Annotated in this window: 19 protein-coding genes; all 19 read left to right on the top strand. The window is 36.8% G+C overall.

Annotated elements, in window-relative coordinates; genetic code table 11:
• Positions 1-48: 48 nt before the first annotated feature.
• The 19 genes from smc to topA all read left to right on the top strand — a co-directional run bounded on the left by smc (position 49) and on the right by topA (position 20,529).
• Entirely contained in the window at positions 49-3,615 is a 3,567-nt protein-coding gene (smc, locus tag VBD025_RS12605; RefSeq protein WP_430785987.1) for a chromosome segregation protein SMC, read from the top strand.
• Between the two features lie 14 nt (positions 3,616-3,629).
• Positions 3,630-4,631, top strand: a complete 1,002-nt coding sequence (ftsY, locus tag VBD025_RS12600) for a signal recognition particle-docking protein FtsY (RefSeq protein ID WP_430785985.1) — start codon at positions 3,630-3,632, stop codon at positions 4,629-4,631.
• A 66-nt stretch (positions 4,632-4,697) separates the two neighbouring features.
• Positions 4,698-5,027 (top strand): putative DNA-binding protein, encoded by a 330-nt coding sequence (locus VBD025_RS12595; protein ID WP_430791400.1) that lies wholly within the window; start codon positions 4,698-4,700, stop codon positions 5,025-5,027.
• A 13-nt stretch (positions 5,028-5,040) separates the two neighbouring features.
• Positions 5,041-6,384, top strand: coding sequence for a signal recognition particle protein (ffh, locus tag VBD025_RS12590; RefSeq protein ID WP_430785983.1), 1,344 nt, complete (start codon positions 5,041-5,043; stop codon positions 6,382-6,384).
• Positions 6,385-6,565: 181 nt separating this feature from the next.
• Positions 6,566-6,838 carry a 30S ribosomal protein S16 gene (gene rpsP / locus VBD025_RS12585; protein ID WP_430785981.1) on the top strand — a complete coding sequence of 91 codons (273 nt, stop codon included), beginning with the start codon at positions 6,566-6,568 and terminating at the stop codon, positions 6,836-6,838.
• A gap of 14 nt (positions 6,839-6,852) precedes the next feature.
• Complete coding sequence (locus tag VBD025_RS12580; protein WP_430785979.1) at positions 6,853-7,080, top strand: KH domain-containing protein; 228 nt, start codon at positions 6,853-6,855, stop codon at positions 7,078-7,080.
• Between the two features lie 110 nt (positions 7,081-7,190).
• Positions 7,191-7,583 carry a YlqD family protein gene (locus VBD025_RS12575; protein ID WP_430785977.1) on the top strand — a complete coding sequence of 131 codons (393 nt, stop codon included), beginning with the start codon at positions 7,191-7,193 and terminating at the stop codon, positions 7,581-7,583.
• Positions 7,584-7,591: 8 nt separating this feature from the next.
• Positions 7,592-8,107, top strand: coding sequence for a ribosome maturation factor RimM (gene rimM / locus VBD025_RS12570; RefSeq protein WP_430785975.1), 516 nt, complete (start codon positions 7,592-7,594; stop codon positions 8,105-8,107).
• Positions 8,107-8,850 carry a tRNA (guanosine(37)-N1)-methyltransferase TrmD gene (gene trmD / locus VBD025_RS12565; RefSeq protein ID WP_430785973.1) on the top strand — a complete coding sequence of 248 codons (744 nt, stop codon included), beginning with the start codon at positions 8,107-8,109 and terminating at the stop codon, positions 8,848-8,850. The genes rimM and trmD overlap by 1 nt, the downstream gene beginning before the upstream one ends.
• 145 nt (positions 8,851-8,995) lie before the next feature.
• Positions 8,996-9,340: a 50S ribosomal protein L19 gene (rplS, locus tag VBD025_RS12560; RefSeq protein ID WP_430785971.1), complete on the top strand. Its 345-nt coding sequence runs from the start codon at positions 8,996-8,998 to the stop codon at positions 9,338-9,340.
• 93 nt (positions 9,341-9,433) lie between these two features.
• On the top strand, positions 9,434-9,994 hold the full coding sequence (lepB, locus tag VBD025_RS12555; protein ID WP_430785969.1) for a signal peptidase I: 561 nt from the start codon (positions 9,434-9,436) through the stop codon (positions 9,992-9,994).
• Positions 9,995-10,016: 22 nt separating this feature from the next.
• A complete protein-coding gene (gene ylqF, locus VBD025_RS12550; RefSeq protein ID WP_430785967.1) occupies positions 10,017-10,862 on the top strand; it encodes a ribosome biogenesis GTPase YlqF in 846 nt (281 codons plus the stop codon).
• A gap of 820 nt (positions 10,863-11,682) precedes the next feature.
• Positions 11,683-12,456: a ribonuclease HII gene (locus VBD025_RS12545; protein WP_430785965.1), complete on the top strand. Its 774-nt coding sequence runs from the start codon at positions 11,683-11,685 to the stop codon at positions 12,454-12,456.
• A gap of 16 nt (positions 12,457-12,472) precedes the next feature.
• Positions 12,473-14,299, top strand: a complete 1,827-nt coding sequence (locus VBD025_RS12540; RefSeq protein WP_430785963.1) for a hypothetical protein — start codon at positions 12,473-12,475, stop codon at positions 14,297-14,299.
• On the top strand, positions 14,296-14,571 hold the full coding sequence (locus tag VBD025_RS12535; protein ID WP_430785961.1) for an EscU/YscU/HrcU family type III secretion system export apparatus switch protein: 276 nt from the start codon (positions 14,296-14,298) through the stop codon (positions 14,569-14,571). Before VBD025_RS12540 ends, VBD025_RS12535 begins: the two co-directional genes overlap by 4 nt.
• Before the next feature lie 563 nt (positions 14,572-15,134).
• Positions 15,135-16,295, top strand: coding sequence for an ADP-forming succinate--CoA ligase subunit beta (sucC, locus tag VBD025_RS12530; protein WP_430791398.1), 1,161 nt, complete (start codon positions 15,135-15,137; stop codon positions 16,293-16,295).
• Between the two features lie 88 nt (positions 16,296-16,383).
• The gene (sucD, locus tag VBD025_RS12525; RefSeq protein ID WP_430785959.1) at positions 16,384-17,286 is read left to right on the top strand and encodes a succinate--CoA ligase subunit alpha; all 903 of its coding nucleotides are present in this window, start codon (positions 16,384-16,386) and stop codon (positions 17,284-17,286) included.
• A gap of 242 nt (positions 17,287-17,528) precedes the next feature.
• The gene (gene dprA / locus VBD025_RS12520) at positions 17,529-18,266 is read left to right on the top strand and encodes a DNA-processing protein DprA (protein ID WP_430785957.1); all 738 of its coding nucleotides are present in this window, start codon (positions 17,529-17,531) and stop codon (positions 18,264-18,266) included.
• Positions 18,267-18,450: 184 nt separating this feature from the next.
• The gene (gene topA / locus VBD025_RS12515; protein ID WP_430785955.1) at positions 18,451-20,529 is read left to right on the top strand and encodes a type I DNA topoisomerase; all 2,079 of its coding nucleotides are present in this window, start codon (positions 18,451-18,453) and stop codon (positions 20,527-20,529) included.
• Positions 20,530-20,660: the final 131 nt, after the last annotated feature.

Here is a 20,660-nt window from a genome sequence, read left to right as displayed (position 1 = left end):
TGACCTATGCGGTTATGATTATCTCGTACGAAATAGGAGAATGTGTTTATGTACTTAAAACGATTAGAAAGCCTTGGATTTAAATCTTTTGCTGAACGTATTCAGGTTGAGTTTGTACCGGGTGTCACTGCTGTAGTAGGACCAAACGGCAGCGGAAAAAGTAATATAACTGACGCGATACGCTGGGTATTGGGAGAACAATCGGCCAAATCACTACGGGGATCCAAAATGGAAGATATTATATTCCAAGGCAGTGATACGAGAAGAGCGTTAAATGTAGCAGAAGTTTCCTTAGTGCTTGATAATAGTGATCATACAGTGCCACTCGATTATGATGAGGTAAGCATTACCAGACGTGTGTACCGTTCAGGAGACAGTGAATTTTATATAAATAAACAGTCATGCAGACTAAAAGATATTATCGACCTATTTATGGATTCAGGTCTTGGAAGAGAAGCTTTCTCCATTATCAGTCAGGGAAAAGTAGAAGAAATTTTGAGTTCGAAAGCAGAAGAACGTCGAACTATTTTTGAAGAAGCTGCTGGAGTATTGAAATATAAACAAAGGAAAAAGAAAGCTGAATATAAATTAGCTGAAACGCAAGAAAACTTAAACCGAGTGGAAGATATTGTCCACGAAATAGAACAGCAGTTAGGACCATTGAAAGAACAATCAGAAACTGCCAAAAAATATAATACAGCAATGGAAGAGTTAAAACACAAGGAAATTTCGCTAATGATAACCGAAATAGAGACCTTGCATGAAGATTGGCTCCAGCTTAAAGAAGAGATAGAGATTGAAAAAAAGAACGAAATGATGCGAAAGACTGCAATTTTAAAAAAAGAAGCTGATCTGGAAGAGCAACGAAGCAAAATAAGCAGGTTAGACAATGCGATAGAAAAACAACAAGTACTACTGTTGAATGTTACACAAAAGCTCGAACAGTTCGAAGGTAAAAAACATCTATTGCATGAGCGGATGAAACATTTTGAAGAGAATAAAGTAAATTTAGAAGCAGATAAGAACACTTCCGAAAATAAAATTGCACAGTTGAAACAAGAACTTGAAATGGAAAATGATAAACTTAACACCTTATCAAGTGAACGAAATAAAATTAAAGAAAAAGTGTTGCATTACGAAAAACAATTAACGGTAGATAAAGAATCAATTACAGTACAAATTGAAGAACTCAAAGCGGAGTATATTGAGTTTTTAAATAGTCGGGCAGCAAACCGAAATGAATTACAATCAATTGAACAGCAAATTACTCAATTATCAGCTAAAAAGGACCGCCAGGAAGCTAAGAATAGAGATACAGTGCAGACACGTCAAGAGCTTAAACAAATGAAGACAGATAAAGTAGAAAAACTGAGCAAAATAGAAGATCACTATTTATCGAATGAACAGGAAGTTACTAGGATAAAGGAATCACTCACCAAAGAAAAAAATGATTATCAGGAATTACAGTCAAAACTAAATCAAGGATTTCAATACATAGAAAAAATGAAGTCGAGAAAAGAAATGCTTGAAGAAATGAAAGAGGACTTCCAAGGATTTTTCCAAGGTGTAAAAGCTATTCTAAAGGCTCGTGATGAGAAAAAAATAAAGAATATTCATGGAGCAGTGATTGAGCTGATTGATGTTCCTAAGAAATATGTAAACGCTATTGAAACTACATTAGCTGGGCAAGCCCAACATATAGTTGTTGATCATGATCAGGCAGCACGAGAAGCGATAAAATGGTTAAAAGAATCCAAACAAGGTCGGTCCACATTCCTGCCACTCGAATCCATTCAACCAAGGTTTATCTCGCAAAATCTATTACAAAAAATTAATAGCCATGAAGGATTTATTGGGATAGCAGCTAATTTAGTGAAGTGTTCTTCAGAGCATTTAAAAGCAATTGAGCATTTAATGGGACATGTAATTATTGCAAATTCGTTAAAAGATGCGACTGATATTGGTAAATTAGTAATGCGTAAGTTTCGAGTAGTGACATTGGAAGGTGATGTAGTAAATCCAGGTGGCTCTATGTCAGGCGGTGCGGCTAAAAAGACGAATCAATCGCTTTTCACACGTGAAAAGGATTTACTGGAGATCACAGAAAAACTAAATGATTTTAAAACCAGAATGGTTCAATTCGAAGAGAAAGTTTCATCTGCAAAAGAATCAATTGAAGCAAAAGAAAAGAAATTAGAACAGAACCAGGAAATGGTCCGTGAGAACTTACATGATCTTCAGGGAATGAAAGCAGAATACACCCAGGTGGAAATGAAATTGAATGAGGTTAATAATAATTTAACCTTATATGATCAGGATAAAGAACAATTTGAGAAAGAACACAATGAACTGAAGGTCCGTAACGACTTTTTAATCAAAGAGCTTAAGAAAATCGAAAAGGAAATTACATTTATCCAACAAAACATAGATGAGTTAGGCCAACAGGAAAACAAACTAAGGGAAAACAAAGAACAAATTCAAGATAATTTACACCAGCATCAGATACTGTTGGCAGAGCTTGAGGAACGCGTGAAAAACCAGCAGAGCAGGACAAGTTCTTTAGCAGAAAATACAACTAAAGAAAAGAAGCTATATGATTCGTATCGTAATAAGTTACAAGAATTAATTGATTTAAAAGAAAATGAAGTCACAGAAGAGCAGATTGCGAGTAATATTAAAGGTTATCAAGATCAAAAAGATAAATTCACATATGAGATCCAAGATAAGCGAAAAACACGAAATAACGTAACCCAGTCAATACAGGATACAGAAAGAGAACTAAAGGAAGAAAATAAAGCTTATCAAGCAATTGTTAAGCAAGTTCAGGAACGAGATGTGAAGATTAATCGGTTAGATGTAGAACTGGAAAATCGATTAACTCGTTTGCAAACAGAATATACAACTACGTATGAACGTGCAAAGGAGCTCTATCCGAAGACTGATCATGTATCAAATACTAAAATACAAGTTCAGCAAATAAAGAGAACCATCGAAGATCTAGGTAACGTAAATCTCGGAGCAATCGATGAATATAATCGAATCATGGAACGGTACACGTTCTTAACTGAACAACGTGATGACCTGATAAACGCAAAAGAAACGATGTTTTCCGTAATAGGTGAGATGGATGAAGAAATGCAAAAACGGTTTGACGATACATTTACTAAAATTAAAGATGAATTTGCTATAGTATTTAAAGAATTATTCGGTGGAGGTAATGCTGAATTAAAACTGACAGATCCAAAAAATATGCTGGAAACTGGTGTGGATATCATTGCGCAGCCACCCGGAAAAAAACTTCAGCATTTAGGTCTTCTTTCTGGGGGAGAGCGCGCATTAACAGCGATCGCTTTATTGTTTGCGATCTTACGCGTTAGACCAGTTCCATTTTGTGTATTAGACGAGGTCGAGGCAGCTTTAGATGATGCCAACGTGACGCGGTTTGCTAAGTACGTCAAAATGTATAGTCGGGACACACAATTTATTGTAATTACACATCGAAAAGGTACCATGGAGGAAGCCGATGTATTGTATGGAGTCACGATGCAGGAGTCAGGTGTTTCCAGATTGGTTTCTGTTAGACTTGAGGATACAAATGAGCTAGTGAAATTTTAAGGAGGATACATGCCATGGGTTTTATGGATAAATTAAAAAATAAGTTTGTACAAAATGATGAAGAAGAAATCTCGACGAAATATAAAGAGGGAATGACAAAAACAAGAAATTCATTCTCGAATAAATTTAATGATTTAATTGCAAAGTACCGCAAAGTCGATGAGGATTTCTTTGAAGAATTAGAAGAAGTATTAATTACAGCTGATGTCGGTGTAATGACAGTTATGGACTTGATTGAAGAGTTGAAGATGGAAGTTAAACGTCGTAATATTAAAGATACTAAAGATGTAAAAGAAGTTATTTCAGAAAAGCTAGTAGAAATTTACTACGGTGACGATAACGAGAGTATCGAAGAATTAAATATACAACAAAATGAGTTAACAGTCATGTTAGTTGTAGGCGTAAATGGTGCTGGTAAAACAACGTCTATCGGGAAATTGGCACATCAGTTAAAAGCAGAAGGAAAAAAAGTAGTCCTTGCTGCTGGAGATACGTTTCGCGCTGGAGCAATTGAACAGTTAGAAGTATGGGGAGAACGCGCTGGGGTAGATATTATTAAGCAAAGTGCTGGTAGTGACCCGGCAGCAGTTATCTTTGACGGTATTAAAGCCGCCAAGTCACGTCAAACTGATGTGCTAATCTGTGATACAGCTGGACGCCTGCAAAATAAAGTAAATCTAATGAACGAGCTTTCAAAAGTAAAACGTGTAATTGAGCGAGAAGTGCCAAATGCACCACATGAGGTGTTACTAGTTTTAGATGCAACTACTGGACAAAATGCAATGAGCCAGGCGAAAACGTTCTCAGAAGCCACGGATGTAACTGGGATTATATTAACCAAGCTTGATGGAACTGCAAAAGGTGGTATTGTTCTAGCAATCCGTAATGAATTACAGATTCCCGTTAAATATGTAGGTCTCGGGGAGAAATTGACCGACTTGCAAAAATTTAATGCTCATGCCTTTGTATTTGGGTTATTTGCTGATATGCTAGAGGATGATAGCGACTTAAGTTGACAGTGAGAAGTATGTTTCGTTATCATAGTAATGTAAAGGTTTTTCACTTAACAAGGGGTGTTTGAAATGCTAGAAAAAACAACACGAATTAATTACTTGTTTGATTTTTACCAGGCATTATTAACACCAAAACAACAAAATTATATGGAAATGTATTATTTAGAAGATTATTCACTTGGAGAAATCTCTGAGCTTTCTAAAGTTTCAAGGCAAGCTGTATACGATAATATTAAACGAACAGAGCTAATGCTTGAAACCTATGAAAAAAAGCTTCAATTGTATGTTAAATTTCAATCCAGAATGGAACTTTTGAGCAAAATAGAAAAAGACATGGATGCGAATAATATTACAAATGAAACAAAAAGTATGTTTGATAAATTAAAAGAATTAGATTAGGGGGACACCTTCTATGGCATTTGAAGGATTGGCCGACCGTTTACAAGGTACGATAAAAAAAATTACCGGTAAAGGTAAAGTATCGGAACAAGATGTAAAAGAAATGACAAGAGAAGTCCGACTTGCTCTTCTTGAAGCAGACGTAAACTTTAAAGTTGTGAAGGATTTAATTAAAAGAATTAAAGAACGTGCAACTGGTCAAGAAGTAATGGATAGCTTAACACCTGGACAGCAGGTTATTAAAGTTGTAAAAGATGAATTATCAATGTTAATGGGCGGTGAGCAGAGTAAGATTGCTGTAGCTGACAAGTCTCCGACTGTTATTATGATGGTAGGACTGCAGGGTGCTGGTAAAACAACAACAACTGGAAAACTTGCAAATTTATTAAGGAAAAAACATAATCGCTCACCATTGCTGGTTGCTTGCGACATATATCGTCCGGCGGCAATTAAACAGCTTGAAACACTAGGCGGTCAATTGGAGATGCCTGTTTTTTCAATGGGAACAGAAACAAAGCCAGCTGATATTGCAACAAAAGCAATTGAACAGGCAAAAGCCGACCATAATGACTATGTAATTATTGATACTGCTGGTCGTTTACACGTGGATAATGAGTTAATGGATGAATTGCAGGAGATTAAAACCAGCGTGAAACCGGACGAAATTTTTCTGGTTGTTGACTCGATGACAGGTCAGGACGCTGTAAATGTAGCAGAAAGTTTTAACGATCAATTGGATATTACTGGAGTTGTATTGACGAAGCTTGATGGTGATACACGTGGTGGTGCTGCACTTTCCATTAAAGCAGTAACGGATAAACCGATTAAGTTTGCCGGAATGGGTGAGAAACTCGATGAACTGGAAGCATTTCATCCTGAACGCATGGCTTCTCGTATTCTTGGTATGGGCGATGTTTTAACGTTAATTGAAAAAGCTCAGACAAATGTAGACGAAAAGCAAGCGAAAGTATTAGAAGAAAAAATGCGTACCATGTCGTTTACCTTTGATGACTTTCTGGAACAAATGGGTCAGGTAAAGAATATGGGGCCATTAGATGATCTTATGGCAATGATCCCAGGTGCTGGGAAAATGAAAGGCTTAAAAAATGCGCAGCTGGATGAAAAACAGCTTGCTCATGTTGAGGCAATCATTCAGTCTATGACAAAGAAGGAACGTCAAGAGCCGAGTATTATGAACGCCAGCCGCAAGAAACGGATTGCTGCAGGTTCCGGAACATCTGTATCTCAAGTCAACCGTTTGCTAAAACAATTTGATGAAATGAAAAAAATGATGAAGCAAATGACAAATATGCAAAAGGGTAAAAAAGGCAAAGGTATGAACTTTCCATTTATGTAAGAAAAAAATCTTAAGTGCCTAAAATAACTGTAAATATAGTAGATTGGGCACTAGGATAAGTCAGGTAAGTGTTAGAGTCGTATACTTTTCACCATTGTAATGTAAAAACACTTTACAGACTAACAAATATCTGATAGAATCTAAAATTGTGTAAAACATTTTTATTTGGAGGTGCAAGAACATGGCTGTAAAAATTCGTTTAAAACGTATGGGATCTAAAAGAAATCCATTTTATCGTGTCGTTGTAGCAGATTCACGTTTTCCTCGTGACGGACGCTCAATCGAACAAATTGGAACATATAACCCAGTTGTTAACCCAATCGAGGTTAAGATAGATGAGGACAAAGCAATCGACTGGATGTCAAAAGGTGCTAAACCAAGTGATACCGTTCGTAATCTTTTCTCAAAACAAGGCATCATGAAAAAATTCCACGACTCTAAAAATCAAAAGTAAAGTAGTGTGATATCATGAAAGCCCTGATTGAATCCATTGTTTCACCACTTGTCGATCATCCTGAAGACATCGTCGTAACTGAGACAGAAGAAGAAACGAAAATTATTTATCATCTTACTGTGAATCAGGACGATGTTGGAAAAGTTATTGGCAAAAATGGACGTGTTGCAAAAGCTATCCGAACGGTGGTATATGCAGCGAAATCGGATGCAAACAAACGTATATATTTGGATATCATGTAGAGGGAAAGGGCATAGCCTTTCCCTTTTTACGCATTATTTTTTATGCAGATAGAAAGTATAAGGAGTAAAGTGCCAGTTTAATGAAAAATTGGAGTGGGTGTGATACACGGATGAAAATTATGAGAAAAGTGTTAGTTAAACAAGTGATTACAGAGAAAAGTAAGGATAATTTAAGGCAGAACTTCTCAAACCATAAAATGCGACTTGAACAAGAGTGTCAACAATTGCTTTTTGAACAAAGAAAGCTCCAGAATAAATCAGGAACGTCTAAGCAAGAAGTATATCAGCGTTTCCAGCAGGAGATTAAAAATCGAAAAGAAAAAATGAAGCTGGTTGAATTCAAAATTGACCAATTAGACACACTGGAACTGGGTAGTGAGATTACGGAAAGAGAAGTTGAAGCTCTTGTTGAAGTTAAAGTAGGATCGCATTGGGACAATGTAATGGGGGAATTGGCAATCATCATTAAAGATGATGTTGTCATCAGAATTGACGAAAAGTAGGTGTTAAGATGAGTGGAAAAATGTATAACGTTGGAAAAATTGTTAATACACATGGGATAAAAGGTGAAGTTAAAGTTCATCGCATTAGTGATTTTGATGAACGATTTGAGGTTGGAGAAACACTCTTACTAGAACGAGAAAGTGATCAGCCTCTTCAGCTTGAAATTAGCAGTCATCGGATTCACAAAGGATTTGACCTCCTGACATTTAAAGGGCTAAATAATATTAATGAAGTGGAACATTTCAAAGGGTCTTATTTGAAAATTACAGAAGATCAATTGACTGATCTAGAGGAAAACGAATTTTATTATCACGAGATCATTGGCTGTAATGTATTCAATGACAAGCAGGAAAAACTAGGTATCATCAAAGAGATACTATCACCTGGTGCAAATGACGTATGGGTAATTAAACAGGAAAAGGGTAAGGACCTGCTCATCCCATACATTGACGATGTTGTTAAGGAAATAGATATTAACGAAAAGAAAATTGTTATAGAGCCACTAGAAGGACTGCTAGATTAATGCATATAGATATACTAACACTCTTTCCAGAAATGATTGAAGGAGTTTTCAACGCTTCTATTCTGCAAAAAGCACAGGAAAAAAGTAAATTCAGCTATAATCTCATTAACTTTCGTGATTATTCGAACAACAAACATAAAAAAGTTGACGACTATCCATACGGTGGCGGAGCAGGAATGGTATTAACGCCCCAGCCCATTTTTGATGCAGTAGAGGATATCATGCAGCATAACAATGCCAAAACAAGGGTCATACTTATGTGTCCTCAAGGGGAGCAATATACACAGAGTAAAGCTGAAGAATTAGCAAAAGAAGAAAACCTGGTGTTTATCTGTGGTCATTACGAGGGGTATGATGAACGTATCCGGGAGAACTTAGTGACAGATGAAATTTCAATCGGTGATTATGTCCTCACTGGAGGAGAACTTGGAGCTATGGCGGTTATTGATAGTGTTGTTAGATTGTTGCCTGATGTACTAGGAAACAAGCAATCAGCGTCAGAAGACTCTTTTTCCACCGGTTTACTGGAACATCCTCATTACACGAGACCTGCCGACTTTCGCGGAATGAAAGTACCTGATGTTTTATTATCAGGTGATCATGCGAAAATTAACAACTGGAGAAAAACAGAATCATTGAAACGCACCTATGAGCGACGAGATGAACTAATCGATGAACGTTCACTTTCAAAAGAGGAACGAAAGATTCTTGAAAACATTAAAAACAAAACTGCTGAACATTGATTTTTTTATTTAAAAACAGTTGAACAAGTTATTGCAGTATGATATATTTATTGTTGTGCTTAAGTTTCTAATTTGAGCTATATAAACGATGTTCCGCTGTTCCATAGTTGGATAATGAACATTGGTTTGGAAGGAGAGAAACATCATGCAAAAAATAATTGCAGATATCACGAAAGATCAACTACGTACAGATCATCCTGACTTCCGTCCTGGTGACACTGTCAAAGTACACGCAAAAGTAGTAGAAGGAACTCGTGAGCGTATTCAGGTTTATGAAGGTGTTGTAATTAAGCGCCAAAACGGTGGAATCAGTGAAACATTTACAGTAAGAAAGATTTCTTATGGCGTAGGTGTGGAACGTACATTCCCTGTACATTCACCAAGAGTTGAAAAAATTGAAGTTTCAAGACGCGGTATTGTTCGTCGTGCTAAACTTTATTATCTACGTAACCTACGTGGTAAAAAAGCACGTATTAAAGAACGCCGTTAATAAAAAGGTTTATGTAAAGGAGCTTGGCATTGAATGCAAGCTCTTTTTTACTTTAAACTGCTGTACATATTAGAGCTTTCGGAGGTAAGTCGCATGTCTAAACTGAAAAATGAATGGTTTGATTGGGCGAAAGCATTAATAATCGCTTTTGCATTGGCTTTTATTGTTCGTATGTTCTTTTTTGCACCAATTGTTGTAGATGGTCCTTCGATGCAGCCGACATTGCATAACCATGACCAAATGATTGTAAATAAATTCCTCTATGCAGTTGATGACCCTGAACGTTTTGATATAGTAGTATTTCATGCAAATGAGGAACAGGATTTTATTAAACGGGTAATTGGCTTACCGGGTGAACATGTAGCTGTAAAAAATGATATTTTATATATTAATGGAAAATCAGTGAAAGAACCCTTTTTAAAAGAAATAAAGGATAAAAAAATGCCTAATCAAATACTCACAGAAGATTTTCAGTTAGAACAACTACCTGGAAATTATAAGACTATTCCTGAAGGCTACGTGCTGGTTTTAGGAGACAACAGAAATAACTCAGCGGATAGCCGGGTATTAGGATTAATACCTCAAGATACAATAGTAGGGAAGACAAGTTTTATTTATTGGCCATTGAGCCGATTTAGTGTTTTACATTCTTAAGTAGTATGAAGGAGTGATAGAAATGGCAATTCAATGGTTTCCGGGTCATATGGCAAAAGCGCGCAGACAGGTAGAGGAAAAACTAAAACTCGTTGATTTTGTAATGGAGCTAGTGGATGCACGAGCACCATTATCTTCACAAAACCCGATGCTTCAACAAGTAATGCAAAGTAAACCAAAGATGATAATATTAATGAAAAAAGATCTGAGTGATAAGCAGGAAACCGATAAATGGATTTCGTATTTTCAACAAAAGAACATTACAGCTATTGCAATTAACGTAAATGACAAAGTGGATATACAGAAAGTAATTCACCAAGCAAAAGCACTGGGTAAAGAAAAAATGGACAAACTGATAAAAAAAGGCATAAAACCTCGTGCAATGAGAGCGATGATAGTTGGGATCCCTAACGTTGGTAAATCCACGTTAATTAATCGTCTAGCAAATAAAAAAGCTGCAAAAACTGGTGATCGACCAGGAATTACAAAACAACAACTATGGATTAAAGTAAAGAAGGATTTTGAGTTGCTTGATACACCGGGAATCCTTTGGCCGAAGTTCGAAGATGAAATGGTAGGCTTAAAGCTTGCGGCTTTAGGTACAATAAAGGATCAATTATTATCTTTACAGGATATTACCGTATTCGTAATCAAGTATTTTGAAGAACATTATCCTACCTTACTTGAAGAGCGATATAATATTAGTAACGAATTAACGGATATAGTGGAAATTTTCGAAGCTATAGGGAAAAAACGAGGCTGTTTGGAGAGTGGTGGAACAGTTAACTACGAAAAGGTATCTGAAGTGTTTCTGCATGACTTGCGAACAGGCAAATTAGGACAAATTACATTAGAGACTGTCCGATAAATAATGGCATTTCATCTTTTGATGGATGTCATTTTATTTTTTTCTACCTCAATTTTCAAAGATTGACGAGCCCTAATCGTGCTGTCGCATGTGGTCACTGAAAAGGTACATGTTGTACAAAATAAATTGGATCTGCGGTCGCATCTTCGAATATACTTCGCTTTTCGTGGGCACGACTTCAGCTTCCTCGGATAAGCAAAGAGCGCTTTCCTGCGGGATCTTCAGCTCGCGCTGTTCCCACAGGAGTTTTCGTATATTCGAAGATGCTAAGTTAAAGGAAAAATTAAATTTTAAAGATCTGCTACTTTTTCAGTGACCTTCATCGCACTCCGAGGAATCTTTAGAAAAGAGTAGAGTCGAATGTCAAGGATTTATAAACTCACGCCTAATATCACATCTATTTCAGTATGCATTAGTTGAAGAAAAACAACAACTACGTAAACAGCTCTACCAGTCCTAGTGAGTGGAGGGCGGTGACTCCTGCGGGAACAGCACGAGTCTGAAGGCCCCACAGAGTGGGGTTCTCGAGGAGACTGAAGCCGTGCCCGCGGAAAGCATCCGCCCGAAGCGATCCTGGACGGCGGCTTCAGAATCTTTATTTGATAATAAAGCCAAATTTAAATCCAGTTACGTCGCAGTTTATATTAATTATCACACAGTAATTAGTCACATCTTATGCATATTAGTAATTCGTGTCAAATGGAGTATTTCAAGTGCTGCTAGTACTCCAGTTTATTTTTGTTCATCATGATTTTCTATGTGTGAAAGTTGAGTTACTACTATAAAAATACATAAAACAAACCGATAGAGGAGGTATAGTATGAAAAACAAATCGATTGCTGAAATTAAACAACTAATGAATGGTGATAACTTTACGGAAACTGAATTAATACAATTGAAAGAGGATTCACGAAAAGGTGTACAGAAATTATGCGAAATATATGAAAAGCATAGACGGAAAGAGCAAGCTCTTGAAAATCAATTTATTGAAATGAGTATGTATGAAACAAAATGCTATTCTAACGGTTGTAAATTTGTAGCTGGAATAGACGAAGCAGGAAGAGGACCGCTAGCTGGTCCAGTAGTTGCAGCTGCTGTTATATTACCCAGAGATTTTAAATTAATAGGATTAGATGATTCGAAACAACTTAACGAAAGTAAGCGACATGATTTTTTTCATATCATTAAAGAACAGGCAGTAAGCTTTGGAATTTCTATTATCAGTAATCACAAAATAGATGAACTCAACATTTATGAAGCTACCAAACTTGCCATGTATGATGCAATAAGCCAGTTAGATCCAACACCCGATCACATCTTAATTGATGCAGTTACATTAGATCGTCTGCCTTGTACATCAGAAGCAATTATAAAAGGCGATCAAAAAAGCATCTCGATTGCAGCAGCAAGTATCTTAGCGAAGGTTACCCGAGATAACATGATGAAAAATGTACATAAAGACTTTCCAAACTACGACTTTGCATCAAATATGGGATACGGCACAAAGAATCACTTGAATGCGCTTAACCAATATGGTATTACACCGTTTCACAGAAAGTCGTTTTCACCAGTAAGGAATATTATTAACCATTGAAATAGAGGTGTTTTAATTGAGCATAAGAGAAGTTCTTTCTAAACGATTAGATGGTATAACACCAACTACCTCATCACCATCTTTAAAAACTGGGCAAATTGTTCAAGGTAAAATTGTAAAGATCTATCCTAATAATAAAGCTCAGATCCAAATAGGGACTCAAAAGTTGGTTGCTCAATTGGAAGTATCCCTTTCTATTGGTGAAAACTATCATTTTCAGGTTCAAAAAAATTCAGATGTAATCCATTTGAAGGTTATAGGTGATCCGTTACAACAAAACACTCGTGACAATATGAAGATGTTATTACAAGGGCTGGGAATCAAGACTGCGAAGTCTAATATAGCGCTTATGCAGCATCTGATGAAGGATAAGGTTCCGTTTGACAGAGAACACCTAGTAAAAGCATTTCAATTGGTCGAGAACGCTCCTAACAAAGTACAAGCACAATCAGTTATTAAGGATATGTTAGTTCATAAGTTACCTTTAACGGATTCCGTCTTCCAAGCTTTGTATACGAAGTCGGCGAGCGGATTTAGTGATCAAATGAATAATTTATTACTGCATTTAAAACAAGACCTGAATCAAACACCATTGAAACAGCATTTAATTGACCGATTAGCGTTATTAACTGAGCCAGTACAATCGGATAAAGGCACAGTAATAAAACATGTATTAACTGAATTAGAATCTAATAAAAATAATTTTTTCCACGCATTAAAAGGTTCTGGAATAATAGATAATGACCTGGATTTCAATACATGGAAAACTGAATGGCAAAATTTTGCTAAAAATAATTTCGGGACTACATCTTCAGCGCATATAACGCTACCGAATCAATCGTTAAAGTCTGCTTCGTTGCCGTTTCAATTAAATTCAACTGATTTAATAACAGAGTTAAATCAGATGATGAGTAATAAAAGTCAAGTAGTGAAACAAGCACAATTATTACTTCAGCAGTTTTCATCTTTAATCAATAAAGCCAACATCCACCAGGTTTCACTGTCGTCAAGTGAATTTTCAAATCTTAATTCACAAGTTAAAAGTGAATTATTGCCTTTACTGACTGAAAAACAACAAGTTCAATTAAAAACACTAGAAAACAACCCAAAATCACTTATTAAACTGCAAACTACACTTAAAACGCTTACGAATGAGCAGTTGTATGCTCAGATAGAAAAATTGGTATACATTACCAAGGCGGATGGGCAGCTATTAGCAACTAAGCCGCATGAACAGTTTCTCATTCAGTTAAAAAATGTTATCCAATCAACTGGATTTGCTCATGAGTTTAATCTGGCAAATGACTTGCCAGACCAGCATTCAAATACAGTTAAGTCGATGGTAATGCAACTTTTGCAGCAAAGTGATGGAGTAATAAATGAACGAGCACAACAGCTGCTTCAGTTTATTACAGGGTCACAAATTCAGTCAGTAAATGAAACTACAAATTTTCTTCAGGCAAATCTACAGATACCTGGAAATAAACTCGGGTTGAATAATGATTTAGAATTGGAGTTTGAAAGCAGAAAAACAGAGTCTGGAAAAATTGATCCCGATTATTGCCGGGTAGTTTTCTATCTGGATTTAAGTAATCTGAAAGAAACTGTGATTGATATGAATATTCAAAAGCGTGCTGTTGCGGTTACGGTATTTAATGATAATAATGAAATAAAAAACCATGCTTCGGTTTTAAAGCCAATACTAACCGAGGGGCTGAAAGAATTAGATTATCAACTTTCAACCATTAATGTAAAACCTATACAGAAAGTGGAATCTAACACCGGAAAATTGGAATCTATGAAAGAATTTAATTCACAGCAAGGAGTGGACTATCGAATATGAGTGAAAAGCGACAAAAAGCTGCAGCGCTTAGATACGATCAAAAAAGTGACCAGGCACCTACTGTTGCAGCTGCTGGAAAAGGAATTATTGCTGAGAACATTATTGAAAAAGCGAAGCAAAACAATGTTCCTATTCAGGAAGATGCGTCCCTTGTAGAATTATTGGCAGAATTGAATATAAATGAATCGATACCTGAAGAATTATATCTGGCAGTTGCTGAGGTCTTTGCTTTTGTCTATCGTGCGGATAAAAAAGTGGGTGAATACAAATAATGTCATTATTCTACAGTGAATTTCCGTTGTATTTAGATAGATTCTGTGAAGTTAGGAAAACGACTTCATGGTCTATCTTTTTTTGCGCCTGTAAACAGTCGCCTCGCTTTTCTTTCTTGTCCAGCTGCTGCTCCTAGAAGCTGCCGTCATAAGCAATGGACACTTCGAACGCGAAAAGCATGCGTTCTTCGGTCCCTTGCTTATGCGTCCGCTTCTAAACAGTCGCCTCCGCTTTTCTTTCTGTCCAGCTGCTGCTCCTAGCGGCTAGCAAATAGATAGTCCTGATGAATGTACGTAAAGTTCAACGTACTTTCACAGTCCTATCTATTTGTCCGTCGCTGACCAGTCGCCTCGCTTTTCTTTCTGTCTAGCTGCGGCTCCTAGAAGCTGCCGTCATAAGCAATGGACACTTCGAACGCGAAAAGCATGCGTTCTTCGGTCCCTTGCTTATGCGTCCGCTTCTAAACAGTCACCTCCGCTTTTCTTTATTTCGTTATTCCTTGTGAAATTTGTTGTTTTTTAATACAATGGGAATGCAGTGAATTTTGATGGGAGGATAAATGATGAACATTCATGAGTATCAAGGCAAAGAAATTTTGCGAAGCTATGGTGTAAATGTTCCTACTGGACATGTTGCATATACAGTTGACGAAGCTGTTGAAGCTGCTAAGAAATTAGGAACTTCTGTTACAGTTGTAAAAGCACAAATTCATGCTGGTGGACGTGGTAATGCCGGCGGAGTGAAAATTGCTAAAAACTTAGACGAAGTGCGTACATATGCGGATGAGATTTTAGGTAAAACTCTGGTTACGCATCAAACAGGCCCTGAAGGTAAGGAAGTTAAACGCTTACTTATTGAAGAAGGCTGTGATATCAAGAAGGAATATTATGTAGGTCTTGTTCTTGATCGTGCAACTTCATCTGTTGTATTAATGGCATCAGAAGAAGGCGGTACAGAAATTGAAGAAGTGGCTGCTGAAACGCCTGAGAAAATCTTCAAAGAGGTTATTGATCCAGTAGTAGGACTTTCTGGTTATCAAGCTCGGAGACTAGCATTTAACATTAACATTCCGGATGAACTAATCGGCAAAGCGGTTAAGTTTATGATGGGTCTTTACCAGGCATTTGTTGAAAAAGATTGTTCTATTGCAGAAATCAATCCTTTAGTTACAACAGGTGATGGCGAAGTATTGGCTTTAGATGCTAAGTTAAATTTTGACGATAATGCAATGTTCCGTCAAAAGGACATTCTGAATTATCGTGATCTTGATGAAGAAGACACAAAAGAAATTGAAGCGTCTAAATATGACCTAAGCTATGTTTCATTAGACGGAAACATTGGCTGCATGGTAAATGGTGCTGGGCTTGCTATGTCTACAATGGATATTATCAAGCATTATGGCGGCGACCCCGCTAACTTCCTTGACGTGGGGGGCGGTGCGACTGCTGAAAAAGTAACAGAAGCATTCAAAATCATTTTGTCCGATCCCAATGTAAAAGGGATATTTGTTAATATTTTCGGCGGAATCATGAAATGTGACGTAATTGCTGAAGGTGTAGTAGAAGCAACGAAACAAGTTGGTCTTAAAATGCCGTTAGTTGTACGTCTGGAAGGTACAAACGTTGATTTAGGCAAGAAAATATTGAATGAATCAGGTTTAAATATTACTTCTGCAGGTTCCATGGCTGATGGCGCTGAAAAAATCGTTTCCATGGTAAAGTAATACCTAAATAAAAGGTTAGGCTTATGCAGAAACTTTTTGACATTTTTTTATAAAACGTATGAAGATTGCGTAGAAAGGACGGACGAAAATGAGTGTATATGTAAATAAAGATACAAAAGTAATTGTCCAAGGAATTACTGGTGGTACAGCTAGATTCCATACGAAACAAATGCTTGAATACGGTACTAAAATCGTTGGTGGTGTTACACCGAAAAAAGGCGGTTCTGAGGTTGAAGGAGTACCTGTTTTTAATACGGTTAAAGATGCTGTGGATCAAACAGGTGCTAATGCTTCCGTAATCTATGTCCCAGCTGCGTTTGCGGCAGATGCAATTATCGAAGCAGTTGATGCTGAACTTGATCTTGCAATTTGTATAACTGAGCATATTCCAGTACTTGATATGGTAAAAGTAAAACGTTATATGGAAGGTAAGAAGACACGCTTGGTTGGACCAAACTGTCCTGGTGTAATTACACCTGAAGAATGTAAAATTGGTATCATGCCTGGTTATATTCATAAAAAAGGTCATATCGGAGTTGTATCACGTTCCGGTACGTTAACTTATGAAGCAGTTCATCAATTATCAGAAGCTGGTTATGGTCAATCGACAGCAGTAGGTATTGGTGGAGATCCTGTAAACGGAACTGACTTTATCGATGTATTAAAAGCATTTAACGATGATTCTGATACAGAAGCGGTTATTATGATCGGTGAAATCGGTGGTACTGCGGAAGAAGAAGCTGCTGAATGGGTGAAAGCTAACATGAAGAAACCTGTCGTTGGATTCATTGGTGGCGCAACTGCTCCTCCAGGAAAACGTATGGGACATGCTGGTGCAATTATCTCTGGCGGTAAAGGTACAGCAGAAGAAAAAATTCGTGTTATGAATGAATCTGGTATTCAAGTAGCCGAAACTCCTGCAGTAATGGGAGAAACAATGATTAAAGTACTAAAAGAAAATAACTTGGATGACAAATGTAAAACACATTAAGTCAGGTAAAGGAACTCAATAGCGATATTGAGTTCCTTATTTTTCACAAAACATTAACTGGAAAAGGAAGTGATTGATTGTTTTCATTACGAAACAGAATAATCCACCTTTGCAGATGCAAAGGAATTACAAGGCGAACAATTTCCCGAATTTTATTGTTAGATTCATCTTTATCAACTATTTATACGTTGTCCCCAACGCAGATTTCTCATCAATTTTCACTCCCCTTTAAAAACGCTTCATTGTTATATCAAGATCTCCACAAACTAAAATTAATAGATGAAATAAAGAAAGACCTGGAGGCATACACTATTCTCACAATAGTTGATGAGGGTTATCCAGCTGTATTAAAAACCATTAAAGATCCTCCACTTGTTCTCTACACGATTGGTGATGTTACATTACTTATGCAGCGGCCAGCTCTAAGTGTAATAGGTACAAGGTTCCCGTCAAAGAATGCCATCAAAAAAATGAAGCTGATTCTGCCAGTTTTAATAGAAATGAATTGGGTGATTGTTAGTGGAATGGCGATGGGGATAGATAGTTACGCCCACCAATTTGCTTTAGGTAATAATGGTAAGACGATAGCAGTTTTGGGTGGAGGATTTAATCATATTTATCCGAAACAAAATATCACTTTATTTGACCAATTAAGTAAAAAAGGCTTAGTATTATCAGAGTATCCACCAAATCAGCCACCAGAACGATTTTTCTTTCCTGAAAGAAATCGGATTATAAGTGGTTTAGGATTTGGCACATTGGTTATTGAAGCAAAAGAAAAGAGTGGGACTCTTATTACAGTTGACCAGGCACTGGATCAAGGTAGAGAAGTTTATGCTGTTCCTGACTCTCCAGCTATCCGGGAGTCAATAGGCTGCAATCGCATGATCCAGGATGGTGCTAAGCTAGTCATGCAGCCAGATGACATTATAGAAGATTGGAACAGAGCGAAAGAAATATGGATAAATGAGACTTACTAACGAAAAATGCTAATGCATGTTTGACAAACTGAGCGTATATATTTACTATTAGTGAAGATTTCAACTATAAAAAATATGGTACGCGTGATGATGGTTATTACGCATGACTAAACAAGATGATGGTAAACTTTTTCACATTTATAAAAAAATTACTATGGACCTCAATTTCTAGGAGGATGAATGAATGGCAGATTATCTAGTAATCGTTGAGTCGCCTGCGAAAGCAAAGACGATTGAACGATATTTAGGGAAAAAATATAAAGTTAAAGCCTCCATGGGGCATGTTCGAGATTTGCCGAAAAGCCAAATGGGTGTTGATACAGAAGATGCGTTTCGTCCAAAATATATAACAATACGCGGAAAAGGTGACGTGCTAAAGTCACTTAAGACTGCAGCAAAAAAGGCTAAGAAAGTATACCTTGCAGCCGACCCCGATAGAGAAGGGGAAGCGATTGCCTGGCATCTTGCACATAGTCTTAATATTGACGAAGCGTCTGAATGCCGCGTGGTTTTTAATGAAATTACAAAAGATGCAATTAAAGAATCGTTTAAACATCCCCGTTCAATTAATACAGACTTAGTAAATGCACAACAGGCCCGTAGAATATTAGATCGATTGGTCGGCTATAATATCAGTCCTTTACTATGGAAGAAAGTAAAAAAGGGATTAAGTGCGGGTAGAGTTCAGTCTGTAGCAGTCAAGATGATAATGGATCGGGAAAAAGAAATTAATGGGTTCACACCAGAAGAATACTGGTCCATCGAAGCAGATTTCTTGAAGAACAAAGAAACGTTTGAAGGTTCTTTTTATGGAATAAATAATAAAAAAGAAGAATTAAAAACAGAAGAAGATGTAACTAAAATATTAAAGCAGATGAAGGGTAAAAAGTTCTCAGTTGATAAAGTTAATAAACGAGAACGAAAAAGAAACCCTGCTGTTCCTTTTACCACATCTTCCATCCAACAGGAAGCTGCACGAAAACTTAACTTTAGAGCTAGAAAGACGATGATGGTAGCACAGCAGTTGTATGAAGGTATTGATTTAGGTAAGAAGTCTGGTGGCATAACTGGTCTAATAACTTATATGCGTACAGATTCAACTCGTATTTCAGAAACAGCAAAAGCAGAAGTTAAAACCTTTATTGAAGAAAAGCATGGTAAAGAGTTTGTCGGTGAATCAAAACCTGTAAAGCAAAAAGAAGGATCACAAGATGCTCACGAAGCAATACGTCCGACATCTGTTTCACTTGATCCAAAATCGTTAAAGGCCGTATTATCAAACGATCAATATAAACTTTATAAGTTAATTTGGGAAAGATTTGTTGCAAGTCAAATGGCCCCTGCGGTTATGGATACGATGACTGTTCACTTATTAAACAATGGAGTCGAGTTTCGTGCAACTGGATCTAAAATTAAATTTAAAGGTTTCATGTCTGTATATATTGAAGGAACTGATGATAAGAAGAAGGAAGAAAACAAATATTTGCCAGACTTAAAAGAAGGAATGGAAGTTACGGCAAATGAAATTGCACCAAATCAGCACTTTACGCAGCCACCTCCGAGATATACGGAAGCCAGACTTGTACGAGCGATGGAAGAGCAGGGTATTGGTAGACCTTCTACTTATGCACCGACGCTTGATACAATCCAGCGCAGGGGTTATGTCAGCATTGATAACAAACGATTTATCCCTACTGAGTTAGGGAGTATCGTGATGGATTTGCTGCAGGAATTTTTCCCTGAGATTATAGATGTTGATTTCACTGTAAAAATGGAGGGTGAACTTGATTCTATAGAAGAGGGAAAGAATGATTGGGTTTCCATTCTCGATGGTTTTTATCTTGACTTCAACAAGCGATTGGAAGTTGCAGAGAAAGAAATGGAAAAAATTGAAATAAGGGATGAACCAGCAGGAATTGACTGCGAAAAATGCGGGCATGAAATGGTATATAAAATGGGGAGATACGGAAAATTCTTAGCTTGTTCAAACTTCCCAGAATGCCGAAATACAAAACCAATTTTAAAAGAAATTGGAATGGATTGCCCAAAATGTGAAGAAGGAAATGTCGTTGAAAGAAAATCAAAAAAGAAACGTACTTTTTATGGTTGTGACAGGTTTCCAGAATGTGATTTTGTTTCATGGGACAAACCAATTTCCAGACCATGTCCAAAATGTGAATCCTTATTAGTTGAAAAGAAAACCAAGAAGGAAACACAAATTCAATGTACAAATTGTGATTACAAAGAGAAAACACAAAATTAATATATTTTCTTAGAACTGTTCACTTGCGAACAGTTCTTTTTTACTCTTAAGAAAAAGATAAAAGCTTAAGCAATTGTAGGTATAAGAAAAACTTCGTCGTTTTCTAATAGTTTTAACAGTGGTAAATAGGG

Origin of the sequence: Virgibacillus flavescens (assembly GCF_050574275.1) — a bacterium.
Classification (GTDB): Bacteria; Bacillota; Bacilli; order Bacillales; family Amphibacillaceae; genus Virgibacillus_F; species Virgibacillus_F flavescens.
The sequence above is the reverse complement of the archived record's forward strand: the minus strand, read 5'-3'. Positions and strand labels throughout refer to the sequence as shown.